This window comes from Kitasatospora sp. NPDC032121 (assembly GCF_055580145.1).
Map to the genome: position 1 here is coordinate 22,517 of NZ_JBVILX010000026.1, position 15,002 is coordinate 37,518.

A 15,002-nucleotide genomic window follows, 5' to 3' on the forward strand; every position below is an offset into this window, starting at 1 on the left:
GGCGGGTGGGCCGCGGCCGGCGCGGTGGGCTCGGAGCGGGTGGACTCGGAGCGCCGGGGCTCAGAGCGAGTGGAACGGCAGCCCGGCGTCGGCGACCAGTTCGTCGCCGGTGTCCGGCGGCAGCAGGCTGGCGGTGCCGTCGGAGACCGGGACGATGCCGAGGTCGAGCAGTTCGGCCATGGCTGCGCTGCCCGCCAGGTCGCGCACCTGGAGCTGGTAGCGGGCGGTGGTGCGGTAGGTGCCGCCGGAGTCGTCGGACACCTTCTGGAGGAAGCCGGAGTCGACCAGGAACAGCACGGCCTTGGCGACGATCCCGATGGTGGAGCCGGAGAGCCGGCGGGCGTCCTTGGTGGCGCCGGTGGCGGTGCGCCGGGCCCACACCCGCCAGGCGGCCTCCAGGCCGGGGGCGTCGGAGGCCGGGTCGGTGTTGGCGCCCTCGGCGTCGGCCTGTTCCTCGAGGCGGCGGCAGGCCTGGCGGACGAAGGAGTCGACGCCGTTGACGGTGATCCGGCCGAGGTAGCCGTCGTCGGCGAGGTCCTCGGGGCGGGGGAAGGCCATCGCGGCGACGGCCAGGTGGGCGAGGCCGTGCAGGAAGCGGTCGGTGGACTCGGAGGCGGCGCGGCGCGAGTAGTCGCCCAGCCGGACGGCGAACAGCGAGTCCTCGGCGGCGGCCACGGCCATGCCGGCCCGCGGGGAGACCTCCAGGACGACCAGGCCCATGCCGGTGGCGATGGCGTCGGCGAGCCGGGCGAACGGCGGGTCCTCGCGGTGGCGGCGGACCAGTTCGGCGTACTCGGCGTCCCGGGCGGGCAGCAGCTTGGCCTGGAGGCCGAAGGAGACCAGCCGGGCGGCGTCCGCGACGTCGGCCGGGGTGATCGGCGCGGGGGCCGCGGGTTCGCTCTCGGCCGCCCAGGACGTGTCGTGGTGGGTCGTCACGGGCGGTGCTCCTCGGGGGTGGCGCGGTGGTTACGGTTCGTCAAGGTCGGTTCCGGCGAGGGTCGGTTGCGGCGAGGTCGTTGCGGCGGGGTCGTTGCCGCGGGGTCGTTGCGGCGGGGTCGGCTGCCGGCGGGGCCGGTGCCGGCGGGGTGCGGCCCGGCCGGTCAGCCGGCGTCCTTGCGGTCGGCGGCCATGCCGGCCGCGTCGAGCAGGGCGCTGCCGACGATCAGGTCGGCGCCGCCGAACTCCGGGTCGCGCAGCGGGGTGCCGTCGTCCACGGCGAACAGCAGCCGCTCCTCACCCTGGCGGTAGGCGGTGCCGACCGGCGGGCTGGCCGCGTGCACGGCGAGCAGGGCGACCAGGTAGGGCAGGTCCGGGTCCTGCTTGCGGGCGTCGGCGAGCAGGCCGGAGAGCCGGCGGGGGGCGTCCGGGGGCAGGTCGAGCAGGACCATCGCCGACTCCAGCTGGGCCTCGGAGAACCGGCTGTCGTCCGGGGTGGCGACCAGGTCGGGGTCGGGCAGCTCGGCGCCGAGGTGCTCGCGCTCGACCGGCGGGGTGAGCAGCAGGTCGACCAGGTCGGCGACCCGGACCGAGACCGGGGTGCGCAGGCCGGCGCCGCGGGCGAAGAAGGCGCCGGTGGGGCGGACCGCCTGCTCTATCGGCAGCCGCAGCACGGGGGCGAGCAGCTGCCCGTAGAGGTCGATGCCGCTGCGGGCGCCGGGGGTGGCGAAGGCCTGCCGGTCCTGCTCGGCGCGGAACAGCGGGCCGGCCTCCAGCAGGCGGGTCTGGAGCTGGGTGTGGCGGCGGATGCAGTCCTTGACGATGTCGACCAGTTCGGCGGCGCGGCGCTTGTGCTCCGGGTCCTCGGCCTCGTCGCGGGCCTTGCGGATGTTGGTGAGAATCGCGTTCTCGTGCCGGTAGCGGTCCGCGATGTGGTCCAGCGCCTCCTCGATGAGGTCGGGGATGGCGCGCATCCAGTCGACCGCGCGGACGTTGCGGCGGGTGGCGTCCAGGGCGCGGCGCAGCGTCTCGGCGTACTGGACGGTGCGGTAGCGGGCCTGCTCGGCGGCGAGCTGGGCGTCGGCCAGGCGGCCGCGGCGGATCAGCACCTCCAGCTTGACCTCGGCGGCGATCTGGGCCGAGGTGACGTCGGTGTCGAGCGCGCCGACCAGGACGTTGACCGCCTCGTCGGTGGTGCGCAGGTAGACGCCGCCGTCGGGGCCGGGGACCTCCTCGATCAGCTTGAAGTCGTAGTCGCGGCGGATGTACTCGCCATCCGCGCCGAAGGTGCCGTAGACGGCGCGGAAGCCGCGGTCCACGCTGCCGACGTTGATCATCGACTCCAGCACCCAGCGGGCGACCCGCTCGTGCTCGGTGGCGGGGCGGTCCACGGCCTGGGCGGCGACCCTGGGCAGCAGTCGGGCGAGCACTATCTCGCGGTCGGCCCCGGTGTCGAAGTCCATGTTCAGGGTGACCAGGTCGATCGCGGCGAGGCCGACCTCGGCCATCGCGTAGCCGCCGTACTCGCCGGCCAGGTTGACCTTGCGGTTGTCCAGGTCGTGCAGCGGGGCGGTGCAGGCCAGCGCCTTGAGCCGACGGGCCAGGCCCTCGTCGGCGGCGGGGCCCGGCGCGGGGCGCGCGGCGGCGGCCGGGCCAGCGGGCGGGCGGAGGCCGGGCTCGATGGGCGGGTCTGCGATGGCGGTCACGGGGGACAAGATTAGAGGTTCGCACCGACATCGACCGAAACGGACCTTGCGGGCGGGCAAAGCAGCAGGTGGGCGGCGGTGCGGGTGACCGATTCGGAACGTCGTTCCGACGGAATTCCGCCATTCCCGAACTCGTATTCGAGAAAACCGTGAGGGCGGCGCGTTGGTTCGGTGATGATCGACCTATGATCACCCGACTGGCCAAAGCGAGCCTCGCCGCCGCGCTGTCCGTGACCACCCTCGCCACCGGCGCCGTCCTCGCCACCGGTGCGACCGCAACCGCCGCCCCGGCCGACACCCCGCCGGCCTCCGCCCAGCACGTGACCGTGTCACAGGGCGGGAACTACCCCGGCGGCTTCTTCACCACCGGCAACATGTCGGTGAGCTGGACCACGTCCGGCACCGCGGACCTGACCGGGCCGACGCACATCACCCTCGACCTGCCGCCGGGTGTCACCACCGACGGCGCGATGTTCTTCCCCACGCCGCCGGACTACACCTTCACCACGGCCCTCTCCCCCGACCACCGCCACCTGGAGGCCGTGTTCACCGCCACCCGGGCGCCCGGGAGCTACAACTTCATGAAGCTCAACCTGGCCACCACGCCCGGCGTGCCGATCGCCGGCGCGATCACCGCGACGGTCGCCAACCCGAACGACACCGACCCGACCGGGCACATCTCCGGCTACGACCTCGTCAGCAAGAGCTACCTGCCGGCGACCGTCCAGGCCGCCCCGGCCGTCACCGGCCTCGACACCGCCACCGGCCCGGCCGCGGGCGGCACCGCGGTGACCGTCAGCGGCAGCAACCTGGCCAACGGCATGGTGCTGGTCGGCGGCCTCCCGGCGCCCGGCCGCTGCACCGACACCGCCTGCACGGTGACCACGCCCGCGGGCTCGGGCAGCGCCCCGGTCAGCGTGGTCACGCCCGGCGGCACGGCCGCGGCGCCCGCCACCTTCGACTACACCGGCACCCCGCCGACCCCGGCCGCGCCGGTGATCAGCAGCCTGTCCCCCGCCTCCGGCCCGGCCGCCGGGGGCACCCGGGTGGTCGTGTCCGGCAGCGACCTGACGTACGGGACGGTGGCCTTCGGCGGGGTTCCCGCCACCCACGTCTCCTGCGGCGCGTCCGCCTGCACGGCCACGGCTCCGGCGGGCGCCCAGCCCGGGCCGGTGGGCGTCACCGTCACCACGGCCGGCGGGACCAGCGCGCCGGCGACGTACACCTACACGGCGTAGCGGCCGTCCGCACGCCGCGTGCTGCGTGCCACCCCACCGGTGCCCGGGTTCCGCGGAACCCGGGCACCGGTGCGTTCCGGACCGCCGGCCGCCGCCCCCTTCAAAAGGCAAGTTGAACACGTTCAAAAGATGGGTCTAGAGTCGGTTCCGCGCAGGCGGCACAAGGCTCCGTCTGCACTTCGGCATGCTCGGCATGGAGGTGTGCGAGATGGACGACGACCCGGCGGTCATCCTTCGCAAGGTCCGGCGGTGGCTCTGGTTCTTCCTGGTCTGCCTGGTGCTCAGCGGTCTCACCGCGTTCCCACTGGAGACCGAGACCCGCTGGCTGGTCGACTTCGCCTCCGGCCCGGCCGCCCCGCTGGGCGACCGCCTCCCCGCCGCCACGGCCTGGCTGGAGCGGGTCCACACCGGCCTCGCCGAGACCAACGAGCGCTACCCCTTCCTCGCCTACGGCACCGACTGGCTGGCCTTCGCCCACCTGGTGATCGCCGCCGCCTTCTGGGGCCCGCTCAGGGACCCGGTCCGCAACATCTGGGTGATCCGCTGGGCCGTGCTCGCCTGCGGGGCCGTCATCCCGCTGGCGCTGGTCTGCGGTCCGCTGCGCGGGATTCCGGTTGTATGGCGATTCATCGACATGTCGTTCGGAGTCTTCGGCGTCATACCGCTGCTGATCGTGCTGCGGGCGCTGCGTCCGCTGGAGCGCGCGTCCCGGGAACCGGCGCCCGCGCGCTGACGCGCGCCGGGCCCCGGCCGCGCACCACCCCCCGCGGCGCCGCCCGGGGGCGTGCACTCCCGGGCACGCGCCGCAGCGCCCGCGGGGCTCCGGGTCACCGGCAACGGCCTTCATCCGCAGGCCCTACCATCTGGCTCAACAGCTGCTGGGAGGCGGACGGGCGTGGCCGATGCGGTGATCGATCTCAATGCGGACCTCGGCGAAGGGTTCGGACGCTGGACCCTGACCGACGACGAGGCCCTGCTGTCCGTGGTGACCAGCGCCAACGTCGCCTGCGGGTTCCACGCCGGGGACCCGTCGACGATGCGGCGGGTCTGCGCGCTCGCGGCCGAGCGCGGCGTCCGGATCGGCGCCCAGGTCTCGTACCGCGACCTGGCCGGCTTCGGCCGCCGCGCCATGGACGTGCCCCCGGAGGAGCTCGCCGACGAGATCGCGTACCAGATCGGCGCCCTCCAGGTGTTCGCCCGCGCGGCCGGCTCCAAGGTCTCCTACGTCAAGCCGCACGGCGCCCTCTACAACCGGGTGGTCGGCGACTCCGAGCAGGCCGAGGCCGTGGTGGCCGGCGTGCTGCGAGCGGGCGCGGTCTGCGACGGACCGCTGCCCGTACTGGGCCTGCCGGACTCGCTGCTGCTGGAGGTGGCCGAGGGCGTCGGCCTCCCGGTGGTCGCCGAGGCCTTCGCCGACCGCGCGTACACCCGCACCGGCGCCCTCGTACCGCGCCGTGAGCCGGACGCGGTGGTGCACGACCCCGAGTCGGTCATCACCCGCGCCGTCGGCATCGCCCGGGACGGCATGGTGGAGGCCTCCGGCGGCGAGCGGATCCCCGTCGAGGCCCGCTCGCTCTGCGTTCACGGCGACACCCCCGGGGCCGCCCAGCTCGCCTGGCGGATCCGCGGCGCCCTGGCCTCCGCCGGGGTCCGGGTGGAGGCCTTCACGTGACGGTCCGGGCGGTGCACCGGGTCGGCGAGCGGGCCCTGCTGGTCGAACTGCCAGGGACCGCCGAGGTGGCGGCGCTGTACGGCTGGCTGAGCGAGCGCCGGGAGGCGGGGGCGCTCGGCACGGTGGAGGAGCTGGTGCCAGCCGCGCGCACCCTGCTGCTGGACGGCGTCGCGGACGTCGAGGCGGTGGCGGCGCTGCTGCGCAGCGCCCGTCCGACGGCGGCCGGAGCGGTGCCCGGGCCGCTGGTGGAGGTCCCGACCGTGTACGACGGCGCCGACCTGGCCGAGGTCGCCGCGCTGTGGGGGGTGTCCGAGGAGGCCGCCGTCCGGATCCACACCGGACCCGAGTACGTCGTCGCGTTCTGCGGCTTCGCCCCGGGCTTCGGGTACCTCACCGGTCTCCCCGCGCGGTACGAGGTGCCGCGCCGGGCCACCCCGCGCAGCTCCGTCCCGGCCGGCTCCGTCGCCCTGGCCGGCCCGTACACCGGCGTCTACCCGCACCCCTCCCCCGGCGGCTGGCAGCTGATCGGCCGCACGGCGCTCACCCTCTGGGACGCCGACCGGGATCCGCCGGCCCCGCTGGCCCCGGGCACCAGGGTCCGCTTCACGGTGGAACGGGCGTAGGGCGTGTCCGACCGTTCCCGCCGGGCGTGCGACGCCACTGGTCGGAGAGGCCCTGAGGGGAGCCGGAGTTGAACGAGCTGGTGGTGGAACGGCCCGGGCCGCTGACCACGGTCCAGGACCTCGGGCGGCGCGGGGTCGCCCACCTCGGGGTGCCGAGGGCCGGGGCGCTGGACGAACCGGCGCTGCGGGCGGCCAACCGACTGGTGGGCAACGACGCCGGGGCGGCCGGGCTGGAGACCACGCTCGGCGGGGTCGCGCTGCGGGCCGTCGGGACGGTGCTGGTCGCCGTCACCGGCGCGCCCTCGCCCGTACGGGTGGACGGGCGGCCGGCCGCCTGGGGCGCGCCCGTCGTGGTGCCGGCCGGGTCCGTGCTGGAGGTGGGGGCGGCGACGGCCGGGGTGCGCGGCTACCTGGCGGTGGCGGGCGGGATCGCCGTGCCGCCGGTGCTCGGCAGCCGCTCGGCGGACCTGCTCTCCGGGCTCGGGCCGGCCCCGCTCGCCGCCGGGGACCGGCTGCCGGTCGGCACCCCGCCGCCGTACCGGGCCCGGCCCGAGCTGGTGCCGCTGCCCGCTCCCCCGGCCGAGCTGGTGCTGCGGCTGCGGCTCGGACCGCGCACGGACTGGTTCACCCCGGAGGCGGTGGCCCGCCTCGGCCGCGACCGGTACCTGGTCTCGCCGACCGGCAACCGGATCGGGCTGCGCACCGTGGGCCCGCCGGTCGCCCGCGCCCGGAACGGCGAACTGCCCAGCGAGGGCATGGTGTTGGGCGCGGTGCAGGTCCCGCCGGACGGGCAGCCGGTGGTGTTCCTGGCCGACCACCCGACCACCGGCGGCTACCCGGTGGTCGGCGTCGTGCCGACCGGCGACCTCGCGGCCGCCGCGCAGGCCCGGCCGGGGACGCCGGTGCGCTTCGTGCCCTGCGGGAGCGCTGAGCGGGAGCGCTGAGCGGGAACGCCGAACGGGAACGCCGAACGGCGCGAAGGCTCCGCGCTCAGCGCCCCGACAACACCTCGGCGACGACCCGTTGGCCCGGGTCCAGTCGCGCCGCGCCCTCCTCGACCGCCCAGACCGCGTTCTGCAGCACCCGGGCGAGCGTCCAGGCCGCCGCCACCCCGCGGTCCAGCTCCAGCACCTCCGTGAGCAGGTCGAAGCGCCGCCGCAGCGCCCGGGCCGGGTCCCCGGTGGCCACCAGGTCCGCCCAGCGGTTGCGCAGCGCCGGGAGCAGCTCGAAGCCCGGGTGGCCGGCCAGCGGCTTGGGGTCGATGGCCAGCCAGGGCGCCCGGCCGCTTCCCGGGAGCGGGGCCAGCACATTGCCGTAGTGCAGGTCCCAGTGCAGCAGCCGGTCGCCGGGGTCGGCGCGGACCTCGCACAGGGCGGCCGCGCAGTCGGCGAGCAGGCGCTGCTCCGCCGGGTCGGCGAGGGCGGCGACGGCCGCCGGGGCGCGGTCCAGCAGGTCGCTCGCCGTACCCGCCAAGGTCCGTAGCCCGGACGGAGCCTGATGATGCGTCAACCCCCTCAGCAGTTCGGCGATCACGGCCAGCGCCGCGAGGTCGTCGGGCAGGGCGAGCAGCGAGCGCGCCGGGTCCAGCCGCTCCAACAACAGGGAGCCGGTGGCCGGTTCGTGGTCGAGCAGCCGGACGGCGCCGCGGCCGTCCCAGGTCCGCAGCGCGAGCGGTTCGCCCACCGTCTCCTCGTCGACGGGCTGGAGCTTGAGCACGGCCGGCGACCCGTCGACGCGAAGGACCGGCAGCACCAGCCCGACCACGCCGTGCGCGACCGGCCCGTCCGGGCGCAGCTCCCAGCGGTCGAGCAACTCCTCGGCCAGGGCGGGCAGTCGGGCCACCCAGGCACGTCCCTCGGCGCCGAGGAACTCCTCCAGGGACGCGGCCAGCGCGGGCGGCACCTCGACGGGCATCGGGGCGGGCTCCTCTCGGGGGGTCCGTCCCAGCCTACGGCGGGCGGGCGGCGGGCCGCCCGCGGCGCTCACGTTCGGCCCTCCCGCGCCCGCCCCGCGCTCAGCCCCGCCCGAGCGCGGCGGCAGCGGCGGACGCGAAGCCGTCCGGGTTGTCGAGCATGATGTTGTGTCCGCAGTCCGACACCGCGACCACCCGTACGCCCGCCGCGCGCAGGGCGTCGGCACCCGCCGGCTCGCCGTCCGTCGCCGGGTGGAGGAAGGTGCGCGGGAGGTCGAGCCCGAGCAGCAGCTCGCGCATGGTCGGCACGGTCGCCCGCGCGAGGTAGCGGGCGCTGCGGTGGAGCGCCTCCGGCCCGGCCAGCCGCATGGTGGACCACCAGAACGGGCCGACCCGCTCGGCGACTTCGTCCCGACCTCCGGCCAGGAACTCCTCCTCGGCGTAGGCCGCGATGCCGCTGCTGCCGGGGTGGCTCCGGTCGGGTTCGATCCGGTCCAGGTTGGCGTCCACCAGCAGCAGCCGGTCGACCAGCCGCGGGTGCCGCTGGGCGAGGACGATCGCCACCGCCCCGCCCATGCTGTGACCGACCACCTCGACCCGGTCGGCCCCGGCGGCCGCCACCGCCGCCGCGACCGCGTCCGCGTGCTCCTCCAGCGTGTAGCCGAAGTCCGTCGGCCGGTCGCTGAGGCCGAAGCCGAGCAGGTCCAGCAGCAGGGAGCGCCGACCGGCGAGCAGCGGGTGGGTGGCCGCGGCCGCGAAGTAGGCCGGCGAGCTGGCGCCGAGCCCGTGCAGGTAGAGCCGGGCCGGCTCGGCACCGGGCAGCTCGACCCAGCGGATCCGGTCGCCGTTCGGGGTGACGGGGGTTTCGCGCATGCTCGCTCGCTCCTGTTCCAGACGGGTGCCGCCTGCTCCAGGCGGGTGCCGGTCCCTGCGGAGTCCGGCGGACGACCAGGACGATACATCGAAGTCGAGGTATCGCGATAGCGATATACCCATGCTCCGAGGGAGGGATCTGAGAGAGTGGCCCCATGCTGAAGCTCGCGATCCTCGGGTTCCTGTACGACCGCCCCCTGCACGGCTACGAGCTGCGCCGCCACCTCGCCGCGCTCACCGGCCACGTCCGCCCGATCAGCGACGGCACGCTCTACCCCGCGATCAAGCGCCTGGAGGCCGACGGCCTGCTGGTCCGCGAGACCGAGCCGGGCAGCGCCGCCGCGCCCCGGCACACCCTGCACCTCACCGAGGCCGGCCGCGCCGCACTGCTCGACCGGCTCCGCGAACCCGAGGCGCTCGACGTCAGCGACGAGAACCGCTGGTTCACCCTGCTCGCCTTCCTGCGGCACCTCGCCGACCCCGCCGCCCAGGCCGCCGTGCTCCGCCGCCGGCTGGCCTTCCTCGCCGAACCGGCCAGTTTCTTCTACGAGGGCGACCGCCCCGTCGGCGCCGAGGAGTTCACCGACCCGTTCCGGCGCGGGCTGCTGCTGGTCGCCCGCGCCACCACCGAGGCCGAACTCGCCTGGCTGCACACGACCCTGGCCGAGCTGGAGGGCGACGGGCGGCCGAGCGCACCGTAGACCGGGCCCCCGAACACACCGCAGCCCGAACGCACCGCGCCCCGAACGCACCGCGCCCCGAACGCGGCCGGCGCGCCGGCCGAACGGGCCGCGCCCACAACGCGCCGCGGCCCGCACCGACCGTCGAACGGTCGGCACGGGCCGCAGGCGAGAGTCTCCGGCACCCCGGAGCGGGATCAGTGCCCGTGGTAGGCGTGCACCACGGCGTGGCCGCGCCCCCGGCCGATCATCCACTTGTTGACCGGAACGGTCAGCACGAAGGCCAGGGCCAACGAGCCGGCCAGCGCCACCCAGAACAGCAGGTCACCGAGGCCGGCGTCCATCGCCCCCGGGACGGTGACCATCACGGTGTTGTCGATCAGCTCCATCACCAGGATCGACACAGTGTCGGCGGCCAGCGCGACCTTGACCGCGGCACCGACCTCGAGACCGGCCTTCAGCACGCCACGCATGGTCAGCGCGTAGCCGAAGACGAACGCCAGCAGGATCGAGAGCACCACGGTCGCCCCGTTGTGGAGGCCGAAGGCGGTGCCGAGCACCATGCCGAGGATCTCGCCGATGGCGCAGCCGGTGAGGCAGTGCAGGGTCGCCTGCGCGGCCGTCCGCCAGTCGGCTCCGCCACCGGCGTGGGCCTGGTGGTGGCCCGCGTGGCCGTGCCCGGCGTGCCCGTCGTGCTCGGGATGCCCGTGGCTTCCGTGGCTCCCGTGGTGCCCGTGAGCGGCCCGCCCCTGGTCGGCGTGCTCGTGGTGCCCGTGCTGCGCGGGGTGCGCCATGTCGTCCTCCACTTGCTCCGGCGCCCTGTCGGGCGCCCGCTTCTCTCGCTCCGTCGACGCCGAACATATACCCCCTCGGGGTATGCGGCAACCCCCTTACCGACGCCCCCTTCCCCCCGCACACCGGTCCGTGTTCCGATGAACGGCATGGCATCTGAGCGACGCGAGGGTTACGACGGAACGGGCGCGGGCCCGATCACCCCGGACGGCTGCGCCGTCGAGGTCTGGAGCCGCCTGCCCGTGGGCGACGCCCCGGACGTGATCGAGGCGGCCGTGCCGCCCGGCGCGCGCATCCTCGAACTCGGCTGCGGCGTCGGCCGGATGACGCACCCGCTGGTCGACCGCGGCTTCACCGTGACCGCCGTGGACGAGTCCGCCGACATGCTGGCCCGGGTCCGCTCCGACGTCCGCACGGTGCGCAGCCCGATCGAGGGGCTGGACCTCGGCGAGCACTTCGACGTCGTCATGCTCGCCTCCTTCCTGGTACACGCCGGTGACGTGACCGTCCGCCGGGGCCTGCTGGAGACCTGCCGCCGGCACGTCACCGAGGACGGCTGCGTGCTGGTGCAGCGCGAGGGCGAGGACTGGCACCTGAACGTGCCGCGGGAGAACTCGATCGGCCCGGACGCCCGGGCCCGGCTGGTCTCGGCCACGCCGGTCGGAGACGGCGTCAACTCGGTCCGCTTCGAGTACGAATTCCCGGACGGAACCTGGTCGCAGACCTTCCTGTCCCGCCCGCTCAGCACCGAGGCCTTCGAAGGGGCGCTCGCGGAGGCCGGTCTGGTGGTCGAGCGCTACCTGACCGCGGACCGCACCTGGGTCCGGGCGCGGCCGGTGCTCTAGCGACCGGCGTTCCGGCGACCGGCACCCCCCGGCGCCCCTCCGAGCCCGGCGGTGCACCTGTGCGCAAAGCCCGAACAAAGGGTGAACAAAGAACCGTTACCTTCACCCCGTACCATCAGCCGCGCGCCTGGCTCGCGCGCGGCCCGCGGGCCCGGCGGGTCATGGCGGTCCCGAACGCCCTTCCGACCCGCAAGGACCCGCCCATGCCGCCCCTGCCCCACGCCCGACCGATATCCCCGGCGGGTGCCCGGTGATCGACTGGTTCCACGGGGCCGTCCTCGGCCTGATCCAGGGGCTCACCGAGTTCCTGCCGATCTCCTCCAGCGCCCACCTGCGGGTCTTCTCCGCCCTGTTCGGCTGGGACGACCCGGGGGCGGCGTTCACGGCCGTCACCCAGCTCGGCACCGAGACGGCGGTGCTGATCTACTTCCGCAAGGACATCGCCTCGATCATCAGGACCTGGGTGCTGTCCCTGTTCCGCCCGGCCCTGCGCTCGGACCCGGACGCGCGGATGGGCTGGTTCGTGATCATCGGCACCCTGCCGATCGGCATCCTGGGCAAGCTGTTCCAGGACACCATCGAGACCCACCTGCGCGACCTGCGGATCATCGGCACCACACTGATCGTCTTCGGCCTGATCCTGGCCTTCGCCGACCGCACCCGGGCCGTCCGCCACGCCCGTCCGATCACCGACCTGACGCTGCCGCACGCGGGCATCTACGGCCTCGCCCAGGCGCTGGCGCTGATCCCGGGCGTGTCCCGCTCCGGCGGCACGATCAGCGCGGGCCTGCTGCTCGGCTACAGCCGGGAGGCCGCGGCCCGCTACTCGTTCCTGCTCGCCATCCCGGCGGTGCTCGCCTCGGGCGCGCTGGAGCTGTTCAAGATCGGCGAGGGCCAGGCCCCGGCCTGGGGACCGACCATCCTGGCCACCCTGATCGCCTTCGTGGTCGGCTACGCGGCGATCGCCTGGTTCCTGAAGTACATCTCGAACAACAGCTTCATGCCGTTCGTGGTCTACCGGGTGCTGCTCGGCATTCTGATCATCGGGCTGGTCTTCGGCGGCGTCCTGGCTCCGGACGCGGGCGCGGTGAAGTAGCGCGGGCGCGGTGAAGTAGGACGAAGCAGAAACCGGGTCGAATCGGAATCCGCTCGGTCCGGGATCGGGCCGAACGAGAACCCGGTTCCAGAAACACGGACCCGCGGAAAGCGAGTGGGCCGGGACACCGACGCGGTGTCCCGGCCCACCGAACGTTGAGGCCCCGGCCTGTCGACGCGACGACAGGCCCTAACGCCCGAACTCCCGGGCGGCGGTCAGTCGGCCGCGTACGGCGGCGTGGACCTCGGCCTCCTCGGCCGGGTCGGCGGCGAGCCTGCGCAACCGCTCCAGCACACGCGCGTCGCCCGTGGTGGCGACATGGCGCGCGGCGAGCTCACGCGTGGACTCCTCGCAGTCCCAGAGGCACTCGACGGCGGGCCCCTCGGGAAAGTGCACGTCAGTCGCGGCCAGCGCCTGGGCGGCGCGTCGGCGCAGTTCGGAGGAGGCGGCCTCCCCGTAGATGTGGCGCAGGACCGGTACGGCGTCGGCGGCGGCCAGCCGCCCCGCGCCGTCCACCAGCGACCCGAGCCCGGTGCCGCTGACCCCGCGCACGGAGATCCAGCGGCGCAGCCCGGCCACCACCAGCGGCGCGTCGGCCGGTTCGCCGACGTCGGCGAGCAGCTGGACGGCGGCCTCACCGAGCGCGCTGTCGGCGCCGCCGCCGGCCGGGTCGGCCCAGCGGCGGGCGTGTGCCAGCACCTCCGGGCCACGCATGCGGCCGAGCAGTTCCAGGGCGGCCCGGACGATCCGGTCGTCCACGTCCGCGGCGGCGGCCTCGATCAGCTCGACGGCGGCCGGGTCGCGTTGGTCGACCAGGTAGCGCAGGGCGGCCCGGCGGGCGCCCGGCAGACCGTCGCGGGCCGCTTCCAGCAGCAGCGGGCGGTCCTCCGGCCGGACCACGGCGGTCAGGCAGCGGGCGGCCGCGGCGGCGCGGCGGTCCACCGCGTCGGGGCCGGACTGCGCGTCGGTGCCGCGGGCGGGCTCCGGGCGGGCGTCAGGCCGGCCCAGGAAGGCGCCCACGCCGAGGCCGCCCAGTTCGCCCTGGTCGGCCCAGGCCAGCACGTCGGCGGTGGACCACCCGGGGGTGACGCCACTGCGGTTGACCTGGCGCTGCCACAGGTCGAAGGGTGACTGTTCGCTGGCCGCCGCCACTCTGGGGTGGTAGGCCGCCCACAGCCGCCAGGGCCGGGGCTCGTACGCGTTGCGGATGAACTCGCGCAGCTCGGCGTCGCCCTCGGGGCCCGGCGCGAAGCGGTCGAGCACGGCGGTGCCGAGCAGCAGCAGGCCACGGTCGTCGTCGCGCAGGGCGAGTTCGTCGAGGGCCCAGGACCAGTTGGCGCCGGTGGCGGCGTACTCGCGCAGCATCAGCAGCGCGTCGCGCCGGCCGTACGCGGCGAGGTGGCCCAGGACGGAAAGGGCAAGGCCGGTGCGGCTCTCGTCGTCGGTGATCAGGTCCTCGGCGGAGTGGAGGTGGTCCTCGATGCCTTCGAGGGGGGCTTCCAGCTCCATGTAGAGGCGCGCGTAGTAGAGGGACCGGCTCTCGACCTGCCAGTCGGCTCGCGGGTCCCTGGTGACGCACTCCTCCAGCGCGGCGATGGCCTCGGCACGATCGGCGGCCAGCGCGTGGAGCTGCCCGTCTCCGCGACCTCTCTGAAGGAGGCCTAGGAGGCTGGCACTGGGTGCTATCACTGGCTCGAACATGAGGTCAGCATCCGTTGCGGCGGTCGTAGTGGCAACGGGATTTCCGTCGCCGGGGTCTCTGGTCGGTACTGCGGTGGGCGCCCGGGCGCCGGAATCACCGAAGGTTACCGCCTCGGGACCCCTTCCGCACACAGGGCGACGGAGGCTCCGGCCACAGTGGCATATGCCAGAGGAACTTTGCCTGCGTTCTGTCCAAATCGCCCACGCGGGTGACGACGCTGTGCGACAGTTTCCTCACTGTCCGAACGACCCGCCCGCCGCGGGCCGCACCCGAGCGATGGGCCCGCCATGACCATGCCCCCCTTAGGCGCCACCCGCCCGCCGGGAGCCGCCACGGTGGACGGCGCCCCGACGGGCGGGAGCGGCGCACCGGGCGTCGGCCACGGCACCGCGGCCGACACGGGCGGCGGCGACGGCACGGGTGACACCGACAGCGGAACGGACGGCAGAGTGGACGGCACGGCACAGGAGCCGTCCGGCCCGTACCTCGGCGACGGCGGCGACCACCACGGGATCGACGACGGCCTACTCGGCTCCGCCGAATGGGACCTGCTGACCGACGGGGTCCGCTGGAGCCAGGAGACGTACCTCCTCCTCGGCTGCGATCCGGCCCGCGGCCCGCTCAGCCTCGACCGGCTGCCCGACCGCCTCCCCGAGGCGGACCGGCCGCTGCTGCGGCGGATGATGACCGACGCCCTGGTGCACGGCCGCCACGCCGCCGGCACCCTGCGGGTCCGCCGCCCCGACGGGCGGCACGACGGCGTCGAGTGCGCGGGCGAGCCCGTCCTCGGCACGGACGGCACCGTCGTCGCGCTGCACATGCTGCTCCGCCCGGCCCCGCCGGCCTGAGCCGACGCCCCGTCCCGGGAGCACCCCGGGCACGCACCCCCAGGCAGGCGCCCCCGGAGCCACTCGCTCCCGGGCCCGC

General features: G+C 75.1%; 15 protein-coding genes. 9 read left to right on the top strand and 6 right to left on the bottom strand.

The window, feature by feature from the left end; translation table 11 throughout:
• Positions 1-60: 60 nt before the first annotated feature.
• Positions 61-936, bottom strand: coding sequence for a hypothetical protein (locus ACZ5OX_RS36275; protein ID WP_402415911.1), 876 nt, complete (start codon positions 934-936; stop codon positions 61-63).
• A gap of 164 nt (positions 937-1,100) precedes the next feature.
• Positions 1,101-2,633 (bottom strand): hypothetical protein, encoded by a 1,533-nt coding sequence (locus ACZ5OX_RS36280; protein ID WP_449792103.1) that lies wholly within the window; start codon positions 2,631-2,633, stop codon positions 1,101-1,103.
• A gap of 194 nt (positions 2,634-2,827) precedes the next feature.
• On the opposite strand from ACZ5OX_RS36280, the gene ACZ5OX_RS36285 reads away from it, so the two are divergent.
• The 5 genes from ACZ5OX_RS36285 to ACZ5OX_RS36305 all read left to right on the top strand — a co-directional run bounded on the left by ACZ5OX_RS36285 (position 2,828) and on the right by ACZ5OX_RS36305 (position 7,119).
• Positions 2,828-3,880, top strand: coding sequence for an IPT/TIG domain-containing protein (locus ACZ5OX_RS36285; RefSeq protein ID WP_465636125.1), 1,053 nt, complete (start codon positions 2,828-2,830; stop codon positions 3,878-3,880).
• A 208-nt stretch (positions 3,881-4,088) separates the two neighbouring features.
• Entirely contained in the window at positions 4,089-4,613 is a 525-nt protein-coding gene (locus ACZ5OX_RS36290) for a hypothetical protein (RefSeq protein WP_465636127.1), read from the top strand.
• Between the two features lie 174 nt (positions 4,614-4,787).
• Positions 4,788-5,552: a LamB/YcsF family protein gene (locus ACZ5OX_RS36295; protein WP_392883963.1), complete on the top strand. Its 765-nt coding sequence runs from the start codon at positions 4,788-4,790 to the stop codon at positions 5,550-5,552.
• Entirely contained in the window at positions 5,549-6,175 is a 627-nt protein-coding gene (gene pxpB, locus ACZ5OX_RS36300; RefSeq protein WP_465636129.1) for a 5-oxoprolinase subunit PxpB, read from the top strand. The genes ACZ5OX_RS36295 and pxpB overlap by 4 nt, the downstream gene beginning before the upstream one ends.
• Positions 6,176-6,243: 68 nt before the next feature.
• A complete protein-coding gene (locus ACZ5OX_RS36305) occupies positions 6,244-7,119 on the top strand; it encodes a 5-oxoprolinase subunit C family protein (protein WP_465636131.1) in 876 nt (291 codons plus the stop codon).
• A 46-nt stretch (positions 7,120-7,165) separates the two neighbouring features.
• On the opposite strand, the gene ACZ5OX_RS36310 is transcribed toward ACZ5OX_RS36305, so the two are convergent.
• Positions 7,166-8,089, bottom strand: coding sequence for an aminoglycoside phosphotransferase family protein (locus ACZ5OX_RS36310; protein WP_465636133.1), 924 nt, complete (start codon positions 8,087-8,089; stop codon positions 7,166-7,168).
• Positions 8,090-8,189: 100 nt separating this feature from the next.
• On the bottom strand, positions 8,190-8,960 hold the full coding sequence (locus tag ACZ5OX_RS36315; protein ID WP_465636135.1) for an alpha/beta fold hydrolase: 771 nt from the start codon (positions 8,958-8,960) through the stop codon (positions 8,190-8,192).
• 155 nt (positions 8,961-9,115) lie between these two features.
• On the opposite strand from ACZ5OX_RS36315, the gene ACZ5OX_RS36320 reads away from it, so the two are divergent.
• Entirely contained in the window at positions 9,116-9,661 is a 546-nt protein-coding gene (locus ACZ5OX_RS36320; protein WP_465636137.1) for a PadR family transcriptional regulator, read from the top strand.
• A gap of 176 nt (positions 9,662-9,837) precedes the next feature.
• Here ACZ5OX_RS36320 and ACZ5OX_RS36325 read toward each other — a convergent pair whose 3' ends face one another.
• Positions 9,838-10,434 (bottom strand): DUF4396 domain-containing protein, encoded by a 597-nt coding sequence (locus tag ACZ5OX_RS36325; protein ID WP_465636139.1) that lies wholly within the window; start codon positions 10,432-10,434, stop codon positions 9,838-9,840.
• 147 nt (positions 10,435-10,581) lie between these two features.
• Between ACZ5OX_RS36325 and ACZ5OX_RS36330 the strand changes: the two genes are divergently transcribed.
• Positions 10,582-11,277, top strand: a complete 696-nt coding sequence (locus ACZ5OX_RS36330; protein ID WP_449792072.1) for a class I SAM-dependent methyltransferase — start codon at positions 10,582-10,584, stop codon at positions 11,275-11,277.
• A gap of 253 nt (positions 11,278-11,530) precedes the next feature.
• Positions 11,531-12,373 carry an undecaprenyl-diphosphate phosphatase gene (locus ACZ5OX_RS36335; protein WP_465636212.1) on the top strand — a complete coding sequence of 281 codons (843 nt, stop codon included), beginning with the start codon at positions 11,531-11,533 and terminating at the stop codon, positions 12,371-12,373.
• A gap of 189 nt (positions 12,374-12,562) precedes the next feature.
• On the opposite strand, the gene ACZ5OX_RS36340 is transcribed toward ACZ5OX_RS36335, so the two are convergent.
• Positions 12,563-14,074, bottom strand: coding sequence for a HEAT repeat domain-containing protein (locus ACZ5OX_RS36340; RefSeq protein ID WP_449809740.1), 1,512 nt, complete (start codon positions 14,072-14,074; stop codon positions 12,563-12,565).
• A gap of 288 nt (positions 14,075-14,362) precedes the next feature.
• On the opposite strand from ACZ5OX_RS36340, the gene ACZ5OX_RS36345 reads away from it, so the two are divergent.
• Positions 14,363-14,923: a PAS domain-containing protein gene (locus tag ACZ5OX_RS36345; protein WP_465636141.1), complete on the top strand. Its 561-nt coding sequence runs from the start codon at positions 14,363-14,365 to the stop codon at positions 14,921-14,923.
• Positions 14,924-15,002: the final 79 nt, after the last annotated feature.